The sequence below is a fragment of the Pseudomonas sp. CFBP 13602 genome, assembly GCF_014842725.1.
Taxonomy (GTDB): domain Bacteria; phylum Pseudomonadota; class Gammaproteobacteria; order Pseudomonadales; family Pseudomonadaceae; genus Aquipseudomonas; species Aquipseudomonas baltica.
The window spans coordinates 320,998-336,268 of sequence record NZ_JACYVT010000005.1 but is presented as its reverse complement, the minus strand read 5'-3'; the positions used below and the strand labels follow the sequence as shown (position 1 = coordinate 336,268).

The window sequence follows — 15,271 nt, the reverse complement described above, 5'->3', positions numbered from 1 at the left end:
TCCGGCACGGGCGCTAGGCTGGGTAGCACGACAGATCGCGCACCGCCAAGGAGGCCTCCGCATGACGCTCGTCGCCACTCCCCGCCGACATTGCCACGACGGCAGCCTGAACCTCGATGATCTGATCGACGCCCTGCTCGTCGAAGGCCTCATCGCAGCGGACGTCGCCCAGGCACTGTGCGACGACTTGAAACAGGAATGCGCGCACCCAGCCCACCCCCTGCAACGGCTCGCCGACTGCCGATTGCCCGACCCGCGCCAACCTGGGCACCTGCTGACGCTCGAGGTCCTGAGCCGGTGGCTGGCGGACCACGCCGGGCAACCCTACCTGCGCATCGACCCGCTGTGCATCGACGTTGCCACCGTGGTCGCCTTGATGCCCCAGGCCTTCGCCATGCGCCACAACATTCTCGCCGTGGCCGTGGACGAACACAGCGTCACCATCGCCAGCGCGCAGCCCTGGCAGCGCCAGTGGGAAGCCGACCTGGCCCACGCACTCAAACGCTCGATCAAGCGCGTGGTCGCCAACCCCGCGGACATCCAGCGTTTCACCGAACAATTCTTTCAGCTGGCGCGCTCGGTCAGCGGCGCCAGGGTCCAAGGCCAGCCCGGCGCCGCGGGCAATCTGGAGCAGCTGCTGCAACTGGGCGACATGGCCACGGTGCCCGCTGCCAGCGACCAGCACGTCATCAATATCGTCGACTGGCTGTTCCAATACGCGTTCGAGCAGCGCGCCAGTGACATTCATATCGAGCCGCGGCGCGACTTCGGTGCGCTGCGCTTTCGCATCGATGGCTTGCTGCATTGCGTGTACCGGTTCCCCGAGCAGGTCACCCTGGCTATCGTCAGCCGCCTGAAAAGCCTGGGGCGCATGAACGTCGCCGAGAAGCGCAAGCCTCAGGATGGTCGGATCAAGACGCGCCTGCCGCAGGGCCAGGAAATCGAGCTGCGCCTGTCCACCCTGCCCACGGCCTTCGGCGAAAAGCTGGTGATGCGCATCTTCGACCCTCAGGTATTGCTCAAGGATTTTGCCCAGCTGGGCCTGGTGGCCGAAGACCTGCGGCGCTGGCAGCAGATGACCTCCCAGGCGCACGGCATCGTGCTGGTGACCGGACCCACGGGTTCGGGCAAGACCACCACGCTGTACACCACCCTCAAGCAGCTGGCGACCCCGCAGATCAACCTGTGCACCATCGAAGATCCGATCGAGATGGTCGAACCGGCCTTCAACCAGCTGCAGGTGCAGCACAACATCGACCTGGACTTTGCCAGTGGCCTGCGTGCACTGATGCGGCAGGATCCGGACATCATCATGATCGGTGAGATCCGCGACCTGGAGACGGCCGAGATGGCGATCCAGGCGGCCCTCACCGGCCATCTGGTGGTATCGACGCTGCACACCAACGATGCCGTGGGCGCGATCACTCGCCTGCTGGAACTGGGTGTCGCGCACTACCTGATCAAAGCGACGGTGCTGGGCGTCATGGCGCAGCGCTTGGTACGTACGCTGTGCGAAGACTGCAAGGCGCCGGTGCGCATCGACCCGAAGAGCTGGCAGGCGCTCATCGAGCCTTGGCGCATGGCCGTGCCCGAGGGTGCGCGGCGGGCCGTCGGCTGTCCGCGCTGCCGCGACACCGGTTACTGCGGACGTGCCGGGGTCTATGAAGTGCTGCTGATAAGCGACGGCGTGAAGGCCTGCATCGACGCCCACACCGACCTCGCCGAGCTGCGGCGCCAGGCCTGCCGGGAGGGCATGCGCAGCCTGCGCCTGAGTGGCGCACGGCAGATCGCCGCCGGCCTGACCACGCTCGAGGAGGTGCTGCGCGTCACCCCGCGCAGCGAGTCGATGTAACGCCACGGCGATAGCCAAGCCGTTGGCCTTGGGGAACTTGGACGTGGTTGGCCGTATCCAACGTGCGAACGACAACTGCCCCGGATTACATTCGTACCGGATCACACTGTGGAGTCTCGATCATGCGCCTCAAAACCGCCGTTGCTACCCTCGCGTTGCTGTCCCTGCCCGTAAGCTCGGCCATGGCCGACCCCTTCTGGCGCAACGTGCTCTCTTCCGGCGCCACGACCGGCTCCTCCTACCTGACCTTCAAGGATCACAAGTTGATCATCGCCGCCCAGGACGATGCCGGCAGCTTCGTGGCCAGCGAAGGCGGTATCCGTGGCCCGTACCTGGAAGCCGCGATCCACAAGGTACGCGCCGAGAACCCTGGCCTGCAGGCTTCCGACATGGACCTGGCCAACGCCATCCTGGCCAGGAACGCCGTCGACGACAACTGATAGCGCAGCCATGAAAAAACCCTCGCACCCAGGTGCGAGGGTTTTTTTGTGTGCAGGTTATTTGCACGGGCGCGAGCGAGGGGCCGTGGGCCCCTTGCCCCTGTCAGCGCACCAGATGCAGGAACTGCATGTGCCGTTCGTACTGGTCGAGGATGTCGTTGATGATCTGCTCCTTGCTGTAGCCGACCAGGTCGTAGTCCTGGCTACCTTCGGCCAGATGCACCTCGGCACGGTAGTAGCGCCGGTTCTTCAGTTCCTGATTGCCCATGCCGCCACGGGCGAAGGATGGCGTGAAGTAACCGCGCATCTGCACCTGATAGATGAACGGCCGCTCTTCACCATGACCGATCTCGAAGATCACGTTGTCGTGAGGCGTGTCCTCTTGCGCAACGGCATCCAGGCCTTTCTCGGCGAACGATGCGGTCACTTCGGCCACGGCTGGCCGTACATGGGTGTCCATGAACCGGTACACCTCGTCACGCGAGGGGAAGCTCACGGCCTGACTCAATCGCTGCCGCCAGCCGCCACGCCCTGGGCGCGAGCTGGCAACCGGGGCCAGCGAATACAGCTGGGCGATCTTGCGCTGGCTTTCCATGTGGAACGCCTTGTGCAGTCCCCACATCATCGCCAGCAGAATGATCGAGAACGGCAGCGAGGTCAGCACCACCGCCGATTTCAGCGAGTCGATGCTGCCGGCGAACAGCAGGCCACTGGTGACCAGCGCGGTCATCGCACCCCAGAATACCCGCAGCCATTTCGGCCCGTCTTCGTCGGGGTTGCCGCCACGTGCCGACAAGGTGGAGAGCACGACGGTGCCCGAGTCGGCCGAGGTGACGAAGAACACGAAACTGATGAACACCGTAACGGCAATCACCGTCCTCGCCCATGGGTAGGTTTCGAGCAGCAGGTAGAGGGTCATCGACGGGTCGTCGATGGCCGACTGGCCGATGGCAGCCATGCCGTGGTTGATCACCTGGTCGATGGCGCTGTTGCCGAAGATCGACATCCAGGCCAGGGTGAAGCCCAGTGGAATCAGCAGCACGCCGAAGACGAACTCGCGAATGGTGCGTCCGCGCGAGATGCGCGCAATGAACAGCCCCACGAAAGGCGACCAGGCAATCCACCAGGCCCAGTAGAACACCGTCCAGTTACCCAGCCAGTCGCTGGGTTTGTCGTAGGCGTAGACGTCGAAGCTCTTGCTGGGCAGAGCACCCAGATAATCGCCAACGTTCTGCACCAGCGTGCTGAGCAAGTGCTGGGTTGGCCCGGCGAACAGCACGAAGAGCAACAGCGCACAGGCCAGCAGCATGTTGATGTCGGACATCACCCGCACGCCCTTGTCGACGCCGGAGACCGCCACCAGAATCGCTGCACCCATCATCAGGGTGATCAGGATCACCTGCACCCACTGGGTGTGGGCCACCCCGAACAGGTAGTCCAGGCCGGAATTGAGGTGCAGCACGCCGAACCCCATATCGGCCCCCAGGCCGAAGATGGTGGCGATGATGCCGAAGCCGTCCACGGCGTAGCCGATCGGCCCGTTGATGCGTTTGCCGATCAATGGATAGAGCGCCGAACGCAGCGCCAGCGGCAGGTTGTGGCGATAGGCGAAATAGGCCAGGGCCATGCCGACGAAGGCGAACACGCCCCACCCGTGCAGGCCCCAGTGCAGGAACAACAACTGCATGGCCTGGCGCGCGGCTTCCTGGGTGCCCGCCTCGCCCTGCGGCGGTTGCAGCATATGGGTCAGCGGCTCGGAAACGCAGAAGAAGAACAGCGTGATGCTGATGCCGGCGGCAAACAACATGCCGGCCCAGGACAGGTAGCTGAACTCGGGCTCGTCATGATCGGCCCCCAGCTTGATCTTGCCGTAACCCGACAGCGCCGTGACCACGACGAACACCAGGTACAGGGTCATGGCCAGCATGTAGTACCAACCGACCGTGTTGGCGGCCCAGCTTTGCGCCGCCATCAGCCACTGGCCAGCTGCCTGCGGAAAGGAGATGACGACGATGCCGAAAATCAGGATGAAACTGGCGGCGAAGTAGAACACCGGAGGGTTCATGCGCACGTTGCCGCTTGGCGCTGATGAAGATGCACTCATGCGCGGTGCACTCCACACGTTCGTAAATGGAAGAAACTGGGCGTTTTCAGCAAGGGATGGCCTCCTGTTGAACGCGAATCGCGATCCATGGTTTTATTGAACGAGCGTTCAATTAAAACACGACTGATAGGTAGATGGCCAATTGATGAGCCGAACGGTCCTGCCTGGCAGGCCGTTCGCGGCGTCTTGCCAAGCCCTATTTCTGACTGCCGTCGTCGTGCACCAGGTTGGCCTGGGTAAGGTTGCTGCCGGCCGGCACGGTGCGCGTGAGCCAGACGTTGCCGCCGATGGTCGAGCCGTGGCCGATGGTGATGCGACCCAGGATGGTCGCGCCGGCGTAGATGACCACATCGTCCTCGACGATCGGGTGGCGCGGATGCCCCTTCTGCAGCTGCCCGGACTCGTCCGCGGGGAAGCGCTTGGCGCCCAGGGTGACCTGCTGGTAGATACGCACCCGCTCGCCGATGACGGCGGTTTCGCCGATCACCACGCCCGTGCCGTGGTCGATGAAGAAGCTTGGGCCGATCCGCGCGCCGGGGTGGATATCGATGCCGGTCGCCGAATGCGCCAGTTCCGAGCTGATGCGCGCCAGCAACGGCAGGCCGGCGAGATACAGATGGTGAGCGAGGCGATGATGGATCACCGCGAGCACGCCGGGATAGCACAGCAATACCTCATCGACACTGCGCGCCGCGGGATCGCCGTGATAGGCGGCCAGCACGTCGGTGTCGAGCAAGCGCCGCAGGCCGGGCAGCGCCGCAGCGAAATCCTGGATCAGTTCCAGGGCCCTGGCGTCGACGGCAGGCAAGTCGCAGTCGCCATTGCGCGCGGCGTAGCGCAGTTCCAGGCGGGCCTGGGTCAAGAGTTCGTTGAGCGCGGCGTCCAGGGTATGGCCTACATAGAAGTCTTCGCTTTCTTCGCGCAGGTCCACCGGCCCCAGGCGCATCGGGAACAACGCGCCGCACAACTGCTCGAGCACTTTGGCCATGGCCTCGCGCGACGGCAGCTCGCGGCCGCCCTGCATGCCGCAACTGCGTCCGTTCTGCCGGCGCCAATCGGAGCGCGCCTCATGCAACTGGCCGACGATGGACTGCAACTGCCAATGGCCTCTGCGTGCCTGAGGAATGTCGTTCACGGTTATACCCTGCCTTGTGTGGAAACAGCGATGGCCGCCGATTGGCGCCCACCATACGGGAAAAATCCAGGCGGTAAAAAGAACGCTTTGGACGTGTCGTGGAGCATCTGAACATAAGCCGCGGTCATACGTTCCGTGGGCGCCGAGGGGGCTTGTGGGCCAGCGTGGCGGTGCCTATAGTCCTGTTTTCCCATTGCGCCTTCGCCTCGACGACCGGTAACCGCACAGGTGGCCGCCAACGCTGCGAAACCCTCCCTCATTTCAAGGATCCGCCATGAAGTTTCCCGCATTGCGCAAACACCTGCTGATCGCCGGCCTGGTTCTGGGCAGTTCGCTGCTGGGCCAGGCAATGGCTGGCGAACAATTGCAGAAAATCAAGGACGCCGGTGTCATCAACATCGGCCTGGAGGGTACCTACCCGCCGTTCAGCTTCGTGGACGAAAACGGCAAGCTGACCGGCTTCGAAGTGCAACTCTCCGAGGCCCTGGCCAAGGAACTGGGCGTCAAGGTCAAGCTGCAGCCCACCCCATGGGCCGGTATTCTCGCAGCGCTGGAGTCCAAGCGGCTCGACGTCGTGGTCAATCAGGTGACCATCTCCGATGAGCGCAAGAAGAAGTACGACTTCTCCAAGCCCTACACCGTGTCCGGTATCCAGGCCGTGGTCGCGAAGAAGAATGCCGACAGCATCAAGCAGGCCTCCGACCTGGCCGGCAAGAAAGTCGGCATGGGCCTGGGCACCAACTACGAGCAGTGGCTCAAGGACAACGTGCCGAGCGCCGTGGTGAAAACCTACGACGATGATCCGACCAAGTACCAGGACCTGCGCGTCGGCCGTATCGATGCGATTCTGGTGGACCGCCTGGCCGCATTCGACCTGATCAACAAGACCAACGAAACCCTCGCCCTGGCAGGCGATGCGTTCTCGCGTCAGGAAGCCGGGATCGCCGTGCGCAAGGGCGAGCCGGAACTGCTCAAGGCACTCGACGACGCTCTCGACAAACTGCGCGCCGACGGCACCCTGGCCAAGCTGTCCAAGCAATGGTTCAGCGCTGACGTCACGCAATGATCGAGAGCAGCCTGCAGCTGATGCTCGATTCGGCACCCTTTCTGCTCAAGGGTGCCTACTACACGGTCTTCCTCAGCCTGGGCGGAATGTTCTTCGGCCTGCTGCTGGGGTTCGGCCTGGCGTTGATGCGGTTGTCCCGAAGCCGCCTGCTGAGCTGGCCGGCCAGGGTCTACGTGTCGTTCTTCCGCGGCACGCCGTTGCTGGTCCAGCTGTTCGTCATCTACTACGGCCTGCCGCAGATCGGTATCGAACTGGACCCGTTGCCCGCTGCACTCATCGGCTTTTCGCTGAACATGGCCGCCTATGCCTGTGAAATCCTGCGGGCGGCGATCGCGTCCATCGAGCGCGGCCAGTGGGAGGCAGCTGCCAGCATCGGCATGACCCGCGCGCAGACCTTGCGCCGGGCCATCCTGCCGCAGGCCATGCGCACCGCCCTGCCGCCACTGGGCAACAGTTTCATTTCACTGGTCAAGGACACGGCACTGGCAGCGACCATTCAGGTACCGGAGCTGTTCCGCCAGGCGCAGTTGATCACCGCCCGTACGTTCGAGATCTTCACCATGTACCTGGCGGCAGCATTGATCTACTGGCTGTTGGCAAGCGTTCTGGCGCACCTGCAGAATCATCTGGAACGGCGGGTCAACCGCCACGACCAAGAGGCATGAAGCAATGATCGCGGTAAAGGGCCTGACCAAACAGTTCAATGGCCACAGCGTGCTCAAGGGCATCGACCTGGAGATCGCCGCCGGTGAAGTGGTGGCGATCATCGGCCCCAGCGGCTCGGGCAAGACGACCTTCCTGCGCTGCCTGAACCTGCTGGAAACACCTACCAGTGGCAAGATCCGTGTGGGCGACATCGAAATCGACGGAGCCCGCGTGGCGCAGCAGCAGGGCCTGATTCGCGAGTTGCGCCAGCAGGTGGGTTTCGTCTTCCAGAACTTCAACCTGTTTCCCCATCGCACGGCGTTGGCGAACGTCATCGAAGGGCCGCTGGTGGTAAAGAAGATGGCCATGGCCGAAGCGACCGAACTGGGCCGCGAGCTGTTGGCCAAGGTTGGCCTGGCCGGCAAGGAAGAGGCCTACCCCAGGCGGCTCTCGGGCGGTCAGCAGCAGCGCGTGGCGATTGCCCGGGCACTGGCCATGCAGCCGCAGGTCATCCTCTTCGACGAGCCGACTTCAGCGCTGGACCCGGAGCTGGTCGGCGAAGTGCTGGCAACGATTCGGGGCCTGGCGCAGGAAAAGCGCACCATGGTCATCGTCACCCACGAGATGCAGTTCGCCCGCGACGTGGCCAATCGCGTGGTGTTCTTCGACCAGGGGGTGATCGTGGAACAGGGACCGGCCCGCGAGTTGTTCGCCAACCCGCAGCAGGCACGGACCCGGCAGTTTCTCGACAAGTTCCTGCACCCGGAGGGCTAGCGCCGTTCAGCGCTTGCGGAACACGTAGAACAGGTTGGGTTCGCTGACCATGTACAGGTTGCCATCGTCGTCCATGGCGATGCCTTCGGGTTGCGGCACGCTCTTGCTCAAGCCCTGGCGGCCCTTGCGCAGCGACATGGTGCTCAGGGGCCGGCCCTGCACGTCCAGTTCCAGCACCAGCAGCGATTCGTCCGACAGGGCGAGCAGGTGGCCGCTGCGCTCGTCGTATTGCAGGCTGGAAAGGTCGCGCACGAACAGGCCGGCATCGCGCCGGCGGTCCTGGGTCACCTGCACGTCCAGCGGCTTGTCGCTGACCCCGCGCGGAAAGCCCTGCACTTCGTAGATCAGCATGGGATCGCGCTCGCGCGCCACGAACAGGCGCTTGCCGGTCGAGTCGTAGGCCAACCCCTCGAAACCCTTGTTGCTGCGGCCACCGAAGTTGAGGCTCAACTGCTCGGCCTGCTGGGCGTCGATGATCTGCGTATCGTCGGTGACGTTGACCTTGATCAGGCGCTGCTGGCGCTCGTCGGTGATCACGTAGACGCCAGGGCTGATGTACTCGACTGCCTCCGGGTCGCCGAACCCGACCAGCGCGATACGTCGCAGGATGGTGCCCTGCAGCGACAGCTCGATCAGCTCGGAACGCTGGTTGGTAACGGTGAACAGGGTCTTGCGCGATGGATCGAAGGTCAGTGCCGAAATGTCGTCGTCCAGGCCTTCGACCACCTGCGCCTCGATATCCACCTGATAGCTGTCCAGGTTGATTGCGCCTGGCAGCGGGCCTCCGAGCCAGCGCTCGACGTTGAAACTGGCCCGTTCGATCCAGCGAAAGTGATGCAGTGCGGCGAAGGCGCAGATCAGTGCAAGCAGTGCCGCGATCAGCAGCAGGTGAATGGGTCGAACGAAGAAACGCATCGCGTCGGGCTCTGAAGTGAAGTGTGCGCATCAAACCATTAAATGATGAAGCCAGGCTTAAGTTTCTACGGATTGATTTGTAGGAAACGTCGAAGCAATTGCAGCGCCAGAAGACGCTGCTATCCGGCTCAACGCTTGCGCAATACGTAGAACAGATTCGGCTCGCTGACCAGGTAGATCGTGCCTTCGTCGTCCATGGTCACGCCTTCGGCGCGGGGAATGGTGTCCTTGAGGCCGTTCATGCCGCCCAGCAGGGTCATGAAGCTCCACTGCTTGCCGGTTTCGTCGTATTCCATGAGCAGGTGCGAGTCGGCCGAGAGCAGCAGGCGGTGACCGGTGCGCGGATCCACTGCCAGCGCCGAAAGGTTGCGCATGTCCAGGTCGGGCGCATCGAGGCGTTGCTTCTCGCCGGCGGGCAGGCCATCGCTGCCCAGCTTCAGCGAGAACAGCGCCGGTGGTCTTTCTTCGCCGAGCAACAGGCGCTGGTTGCGCGGATCCCAGGCCAGGGCTTCGAAAGCCTTGTTCTGGTCCGCCGAAGGGCCGAGGTCGAACGGCGCGAAGTCGGCGATGTTCAGCTCGCGGGTGTCGGCCTCGACCTTGACCACGGTCAGTTGGTGCTGGCGCTCGTCGATGATCGCCAGGCGCCCATCGGCGAGTGTGGTGATGGCCTCCGGATTGCTCCAGCCGGTCAGCGGTATCTTGCGCAGCACGTCGCCCTGCAGGCTCAGCTCGACCAGATAGGGGTTCTTGCCCATCACCGCGAACAAGGTACGGGTGCCGGGGTGATAGGTGATGTCCGAGGCTTCGTCGCCTTCCATGCCGGGCAGGGCCTTGGCGTCGATCACGGCTTCATAGTCAGGCAGCCAGACACTGGCCTTGCGCTCGGCGCTGTTGTGCGTCCACTCCTGCACCCACAGCTCGGCGCGGTCGTCCCAGTGCAAGACCACCGCGACGATGTAGCCGATCAGCAGCACCAGCAAGGTCCACAGGTACCAACGTTTATGCAGGGGGCGGGATGAATGCAGCGCGGCGCGGACCATGAAGTACCCTTGCTGGAGACGGATTCATACGGGCACATCCGAACAATGCACCCACTTGGGTGGGGGCATTATCCAGATCGAATGTAAAAAAAAGGTGAGGCGTGGGGCGACTACTGGACGCGGCTGGTGAAGCGGCTGACACCGGGCAGTTCCAGCACGATTTCGGCGCCGATTTCGAGCGGGCCTACCCCGGCCGGGGTGCCGGTGAGGATCACGTCGCCAGCCTGCAGCGAGAAGCACCCGGCCATGTACTGGATCATCGGCACGATGGCGTTGAGCATCAGGTTGCTGTTGCCGTCCTGGCGCACGTCGCCATCGATGGTCAGGCGTATCGGGATGTCGGTGAGGTCGGGGAAGCTGTCGGCCGATACGAACGGTGCGATCACTGCCGCGCCGTCGAACGACTTGGCGATTTCCCACGGCAGGCCCTTCTCGCGCAGGCGCGCCTGGACGTCGCGCAGGGTCAGGTCCAGCGCCGGGGCGAAGCCGGAGATGGCATCGATGACTTCTTCGGCACTGGGCCGGGTGCTCAGTGACTTGCCCAGCAGCACCGCGATTTCCGCCTCGTAGTGCACCGCGCCGCGATCGGTCGGAATGGTGAAGGTTTCCTGCAACGGCACCACGCAGCTGCTTGGCTTGATGAACAGCAGCGGCTCGGTCGGAATCGGGTTGTCCAGCTCCTTGGCATGCTCGGCGTAGTTGCGGCCGATGCACACCACCTTGCCCAGCGGAAAGTGGATGCGGGTACCGTCGATGTACTGGTGCTGGTAGCTCATTGCTCGAACCTCTGCTCAGATGAACGTATCAAATGGAAAAGATCTTGCCAGGGTTCATGATCCCATTGGGGTCGAACACTGCCTTCATGGCTTTCATGTACTGGATTTCGACCGGCGAGCGGCTGTACTGCAGGTAGTCGCGCTTTACCATGCCCACGCCGTGCTCGGCGGAGATGGAGCCGTTGTACCTGCGCACGGTTTCGAAGACCTCGGTATTGACCAGCGCACATTCGGCAAAGAATGCGTCCTTGTCCATATGCTCGGGCTTGAGGATGTTCAGGTGCAGGTTGCCGTCGCCGATGTGGCCGTACCAGAGCACGTCGAATGCCGGATAGCGCTCGCTGACGATGGCGTCGATCTCGCGCAGGAAAGCCGGCACCTTGGAAATGGTCACCGAGATGTCGTTCTTGTACGGCACCCAGTGGGAAATGGTTTCGGAGATGTACTCGCGCAGCTTCCACAGGTTGCGCAACTGCTGCTCGCTCTGGCTCATGACGCCATCGAGCACCCAGCCCTGCTCCACGCAGTGTTCGAAGGTGGCCAGCGCGGTGTCGGCGATGTCGTCGGTGGTGGCTTCGAACTCCAGCAGGGCATAGAACGGGCAGGCCGTTTCGAACGGCGCCGGCACGTCGCCGCGGCCCAGCACCTTGGCCAGCGCCTTGTCGGAGAAGAACTCGAACGCCGTGAGGTCGAGCTTGCCCTGGAACGCATGCAGCACCGGCATGATCGCATCGAAGTCGGTGGTGCCGAGCACCATCGCGGTGAGGTTCTTCGGCGCACGGTCCAGGCGCATGGTGGCCTCGACGATGAACCCCAGGGTGCCTTCGGCGCCGATGAACAACTGACGCAGGTCGTAGCCGGTGGCGTTCTTGACCAGGTCCTTGTTCAGCTCCAGTACATCGCCCTGGCCGGTGACCACTTTGAGGCCCGCCACCCAGTTGCGCGTCATGCCGTAGCGGATGACCTTGATGCCGCCGGCGTTGGTGCCGATGTTGCCGCCGATCTGGCTGGAACCCGAAGAGGCGAAATCCACCGGGTAGTACAGGCCGTTTTCCTCGGCCAGGTTCTGCAGCTGCTTGGTGATGACGCCTGGTTGGCAGACCACGGTGCGGTCGGTGGCGTTGAAGTCGAGCACCTTGTTCATGTAGTCGAACGACACCACCACCTCGCCGTTGGCCGCCACCGCCGCAGCCGACAGACCGGTACGCCCACCCGAAGGGACCAGCGCCACCTTGCGCTCGTTGGCCCAGCGCACGATGGCCTGGACCTGCTCGGTGGTCTTGGGAAAGACGATGGCGCTGGGTGCCGGGGCGTACTGTTTGGTCCAGTCCCGGCCGTAGGTGTCGAGCGAAGCGGCATCGGTGAGGACCTTGCCAGGCTCGAGCAGGGTCTTGAGTTCATCGATCAGGGCATGACGGTTCATGGACGCGACTCTGCAAGTGAAGGATTCACGAATCGGGCGATTCGCGGCCCGCGAAACCTCGGACCATTCATAGTCACCCTGAGAACGGCTCATGACCCAGGATGGGCGTACGACAGGGAGGCTATGCTAGCATACGCCCCCCGCCAATCGAGCTCTGGCCCGGTGTGCGCCGCTTCACTTCCTGCCATTTTTTTCGGGACACAGGTTTACGCAGATGAGCAAGACTTCCCTCGACAAGAGCAAGATCAAGTTCCTTCTTCTCGAAGGCGTCCACCAATCCGCCGTGGACGTCCTCAAGGCTGCCGGCTACACCAGCATCGAGTACCACACCAAGTCGCTGCCCGAAGCCGAACTCAAGGAAAAGATCGCCGATGCGCACTTCATCGGCATTCGCTCGCGCACCCAGCTGACCGAAGAGCTGTTCGACTGTGCGAAGAAACTGGTCGCCGTGGGCTGCTTCTGCATCGGCACCAACCAGGTTGATCTGTCAGCCGCTCGCGAACGCGGTATCGCGGTGTTCAACGCACCGTATTCCAACACCCGTTCCGTGGCCGAACTGGTGCTGGCCGAAGCCATTCTGCTGTTGCGCGGCATCCCCGAGAAGAACGCTTCCTGCCACCGTGGCGGCTGGATCAAGAGCGCGGCGAACTCCTTCGAGATCCGCGGCAAGAAACTGGGCATCGTCGGCTATGGCTCGATCGGCACCCAGCTGTCGGTCCTGGCCGAAGGCCTGGGCATGCAGGTGTACTTCTACGACACCGTGACCAAGCTGCCGCTGGGCAACGCCACCCAGGTCGGCAGCCTGACCGAGCTGCTGGGCATGAGCGACATCGTCACCCTGCATGTGCCCGAAACCGCCGCCACCCAGTGGATGATCGGCGAGAAGGAAATCCGTGCCATCAAGAAGGGCGGTATCCTCATCAACGCCGCGCGCGGCACCGTGGTCGAGCTCGACGCACTGGCCGAGGCGATCAAGGACAAGCACCTGATCGGCGCTGCCATCGACGTGTTCCCAGTCGAGCCACGCTCCAACGACGACATCTTCGAAAGCCCGCTGCGTGGCCTGGACAACGTCATCCTGACCCCGCACATCGGTGGTTCCACCGCCGAGGCGCAGGCCAATATCGGCTTGGAAGTGGCCGAGAAACTGGTCAAGTACAGCGACAACGGTACCTCGGTGTCGTCGGTCAACTTCCCGGAAGTGGCTTTGCCCGCGCACCCTGGCAAGCACCGTCTGCTGCACATCCACGAGAACGTGCCGGGCGTGATGATGGAGATCAACAAGGTCTTCGCCGAGAACGCCATCAACATCTCCGGCCAGTTCCTGCAGACCAACGAAAAGGTCGGCTATGTGGTGATCGACGTCGACGCCGATTACTCGGACCTGGCGCAGGAAAAGCTGCAACAGGTCACCGGAACCATTCGCTGCCGCGTATTGTTCTGATAGCGGCCGGATTGCGGTGTGCCTGGCACACCGCGTCCTCTGGTTCGCGGCTGCCAGCCGCTCCTACAATCAACCCAGATCCCCTGTAGGAGCGGCTAGTAGCCGCGAACTAGGCGACGCGGTGTATCAGAACGGCTCGTTGCCCCGACGGCGGAACCAGCCGGTCAGCGACAGCCGATTGCGCTGCGCCGGCATCACTTCGTGCGGCACTTCTCCGGAAAGAAACACCACCAGCGTGCCACCGATCGGCTGCACGTCGTACGCCGTGTCCCCGCGCAGGTACATGCGCAGCTGACCCCCGTCCTCTTCGCTCCAGTCGGCATCGTTCAGGTACAGCACCGCTGACACCATGCGCCGGTCATCGTCGCGAAAGCGATCCAGGTGACGCAGGTACACGCTGCCCGGTGGGTACAGGGCGAAATGGCATTCGAAGTCTTCCAGGCCCAGAAAAAGACCACGATTGAGCGCTTCGCGCAGGCTGTCCATGATCTGCATGTAGGCGTCGCACGGCACGGCTTCGCCCGGTTCGATCCACTGGATGCGGTCACCGCGAATGCCTTCGCGGATCTCCTGGGATGGACCGCGCCCGACGGCCGCCGGCGCCAGTTCGCCTTGGGCATGGCGGGTACGGCACTCGGCCGCCAGCGCCAGGGTCAAAGCCTGGGGCACGAAGAGTTCCTGCTGCGACCAGCCGTGCTCGGCGAGGTCGTCGACGATGCGCAGCAGCAGTGGATGATCAGAAGGTATTTGCATGCCCGGCATAGTATCCATACGCCTGCAAAACCGACAGAGGCTTGCACGAGGTCGCTGCGCAGTCGATGCATCGAGGCGCAGCGTGCATGTCACTTCTCGACAAAGCCAGGCAATGCCACGGACAATGGCCCCTTGCCGACAGGAGTCCCTATGCGCCGCGTCCTTGTGTTCTTGATGATGTTCAGTACGACGCCCGCCTGGGCCGACGACCACGACCTGCTGTACAAGGCCGCTGGCTGGCCTGAACAAAGGGCGCATTTCAGCGACGCCCTCAAGGCGGCCCAGCAGCGCTACCAGAGCAGCTTGCCACCGGCGGTTTTCCAGGCACTGGTGAGCAACAGCGACCAACGCTTCGCGGCGCAGGCCATGGACCAGCGGGCCGAAGCGCGACTGCGCCAGGGCCTGGCCGATCCCAAACCGGCCCTCGCCTTCTTCGAGTCTGCCCTGGGCCGCAAGATCGTCGCCGCCGAGCTGCTGGCCACCCGCAGTGATCAACTGGCCAAGAACGCCCAGGGCCTGCCGAAACTGCAGGTCGAGTCGACCCGCGCGCTGTTGATCGGCCATCTGGCGCAGGCACTGCCGGCGCGCCAGGCTGGCGCAGAGGTCAGCCTGGCGATCGCCGGGGTGGCCGCCGACAGCCTCAGCTCGATGATTCCAGGTCTGTTGGGGGGCGGCCAGGCTGCAGGTCTGCTCGATGGCCAGCGTGAGCGGCTGCAACAGCAGATCGCCATCGACCTGAACAATACGCTGCTGTACGTGTACCGCGAATTGTCCGATCCGGAGCTGGAGGAGTTCGTCGGCTTCGCCGAGTCTGCCGCTGGCCAGGCTTATTATCAGGCGGCCCTGGAGGCGGTACGGGCTGGGCTGGCGGTTGGACAGACACCGGGCAAGGCGGGAAACTGAG

Annotated in this window: 14 protein-coding genes; 7 read left to right on the top strand and 7 right to left on the bottom strand. The window is 63.5% G+C overall.

Going from position 1 to position 15,271, the window contains the following annotated elements; genetic code table 11:
- Positions 1-61 precede the first annotated feature (61 nt).
- Entirely contained in the window at positions 62-1,852 is a 1,791-nt protein-coding gene (locus tag IFU31_RS12810) for a GspE/PulE family protein (RefSeq protein WP_192103172.1), read from the top strand.
- A 122-nt stretch (positions 1,853-1,974) separates the two neighbouring features.
- A complete protein-coding gene (locus IFU31_RS12805) occupies positions 1,975-2,292 on the top strand; it encodes a DUF2388 domain-containing protein (protein WP_192103170.1) in 318 nt (105 codons plus the stop codon).
- A 103-nt stretch (positions 2,293-2,395) separates the two neighbouring features.
- Here the strand turns inward: IFU31_RS12805 and betT are convergent, their stop codons facing one another.
- On the bottom strand, positions 2,396-4,357 hold the full coding sequence (gene betT, locus IFU31_RS12800; protein ID WP_185794803.1) for a choline transporter BetT: 1,962 nt from the start codon (positions 4,355-4,357) through the stop codon (positions 2,396-2,398).
- Between the two features lie 235 nt (positions 4,358-4,592).
- The gene (gene epsC, locus IFU31_RS12795) at positions 4,593-5,531 is read right to left on the bottom strand and encodes a serine O-acetyltransferase EpsC (protein WP_122479856.1); all 939 of its coding nucleotides are present in this window, start codon (positions 5,529-5,531) and stop codon (positions 4,593-4,595) included.
- A gap of 274 nt (positions 5,532-5,805) precedes the next feature.
- Between epsC and tcyJ the strand changes: the two genes are divergently transcribed.
- Genes tcyJ through tcyN form a run of 3 tightly spaced genes read left to right on the top strand, consistent with a single transcriptional unit; the run spans position 5,806 to position 8,016 of the window.
- Complete coding sequence (tcyJ, locus tag IFU31_RS12790) at positions 5,806-6,597, top strand: cystine ABC transporter substrate-binding protein (protein WP_122479857.1); 792 nt, start codon at positions 5,806-5,808, stop codon at positions 6,595-6,597.
- Complete coding sequence (gene tcyL, locus IFU31_RS12785) at positions 6,597-7,262, top strand: cystine ABC transporter permease (protein ID WP_122480127.1); 666 nt, start codon at positions 6,597-6,599, stop codon at positions 7,260-7,262. Before tcyJ ends, tcyL begins: the two co-directional genes overlap by 1 nt.
- 4 nt (positions 7,263-7,266) lie before the next feature.
- A complete protein-coding gene (tcyN, locus tag IFU31_RS12780) occupies positions 7,267-8,016 on the top strand; it encodes an L-cystine ABC transporter ATP-binding protein TcyN (protein ID WP_192103168.1) in 750 nt (249 codons plus the stop codon).
- Between the two features lie 6 nt (positions 8,017-8,022).
- Here the strand turns inward: tcyN and IFU31_RS12775 are convergent, their stop codons facing one another.
- The 4 genes from IFU31_RS12775 to IFU31_RS12760 all read right to left on the bottom strand — a co-directional run bounded on the left by IFU31_RS12775 (position 8,023) and on the right by IFU31_RS12760 (position 12,170).
- Positions 8,023-8,931, bottom strand: coding sequence for an SdiA-regulated domain-containing protein (locus tag IFU31_RS12775; protein ID WP_122479859.1), 909 nt, complete (start codon positions 8,929-8,931; stop codon positions 8,023-8,025).
- 128 nt (positions 8,932-9,059) lie between these two features.
- The gene (locus IFU31_RS12770) at positions 9,060-9,971 is read right to left on the bottom strand and encodes an SdiA-regulated domain-containing protein (protein ID WP_192103166.1); all 912 of its coding nucleotides are present in this window, start codon (positions 9,969-9,971) and stop codon (positions 9,060-9,062) included.
- 110 nt (positions 9,972-10,081) lie between these two features.
- A complete protein-coding gene (locus IFU31_RS12765) occupies positions 10,082-10,747 on the bottom strand; it encodes a fumarylacetoacetate hydrolase family protein (protein ID WP_122479861.1) in 666 nt (221 codons plus the stop codon).
- Between the two features lie 28 nt (positions 10,748-10,775).
- A complete protein-coding gene (locus tag IFU31_RS12760) occupies positions 10,776-12,170 on the bottom strand; it encodes an FAD-binding oxidoreductase (protein WP_192103164.1) in 1,395 nt (464 codons plus the stop codon).
- A gap of 214 nt (positions 12,171-12,384) precedes the next feature.
- Between IFU31_RS12760 and serA the strand changes: the two genes are divergently transcribed.
- Positions 12,385-13,614 carry a phosphoglycerate dehydrogenase gene (gene serA, locus IFU31_RS12755; RefSeq protein ID WP_122479863.1) on the top strand — a complete coding sequence of 410 codons (1,230 nt, stop codon included), beginning with the start codon at positions 12,385-12,387 and terminating at the stop codon, positions 13,612-13,614.
- A gap of 126 nt (positions 13,615-13,740) precedes the next feature.
- Here serA and IFU31_RS12750 read toward each other — a convergent pair whose 3' ends face one another.
- Complete coding sequence (locus IFU31_RS12750; RefSeq protein WP_192103162.1) at positions 13,741-14,376, bottom strand: 2OG-Fe(II) oxygenase; 636 nt, start codon at positions 14,374-14,376, stop codon at positions 13,741-13,743.
- A 141-nt stretch (positions 14,377-14,517) separates the two neighbouring features.
- On the opposite strand from IFU31_RS12750, the gene IFU31_RS12745 reads away from it, so the two are divergent.
- A complete protein-coding gene (locus IFU31_RS12745; RefSeq protein WP_122479865.1) occupies positions 14,518-15,270 on the top strand; it encodes a DUF2059 domain-containing protein in 753 nt (250 codons plus the stop codon).
- Position 15,271: the final 1 nt, after the last annotated feature.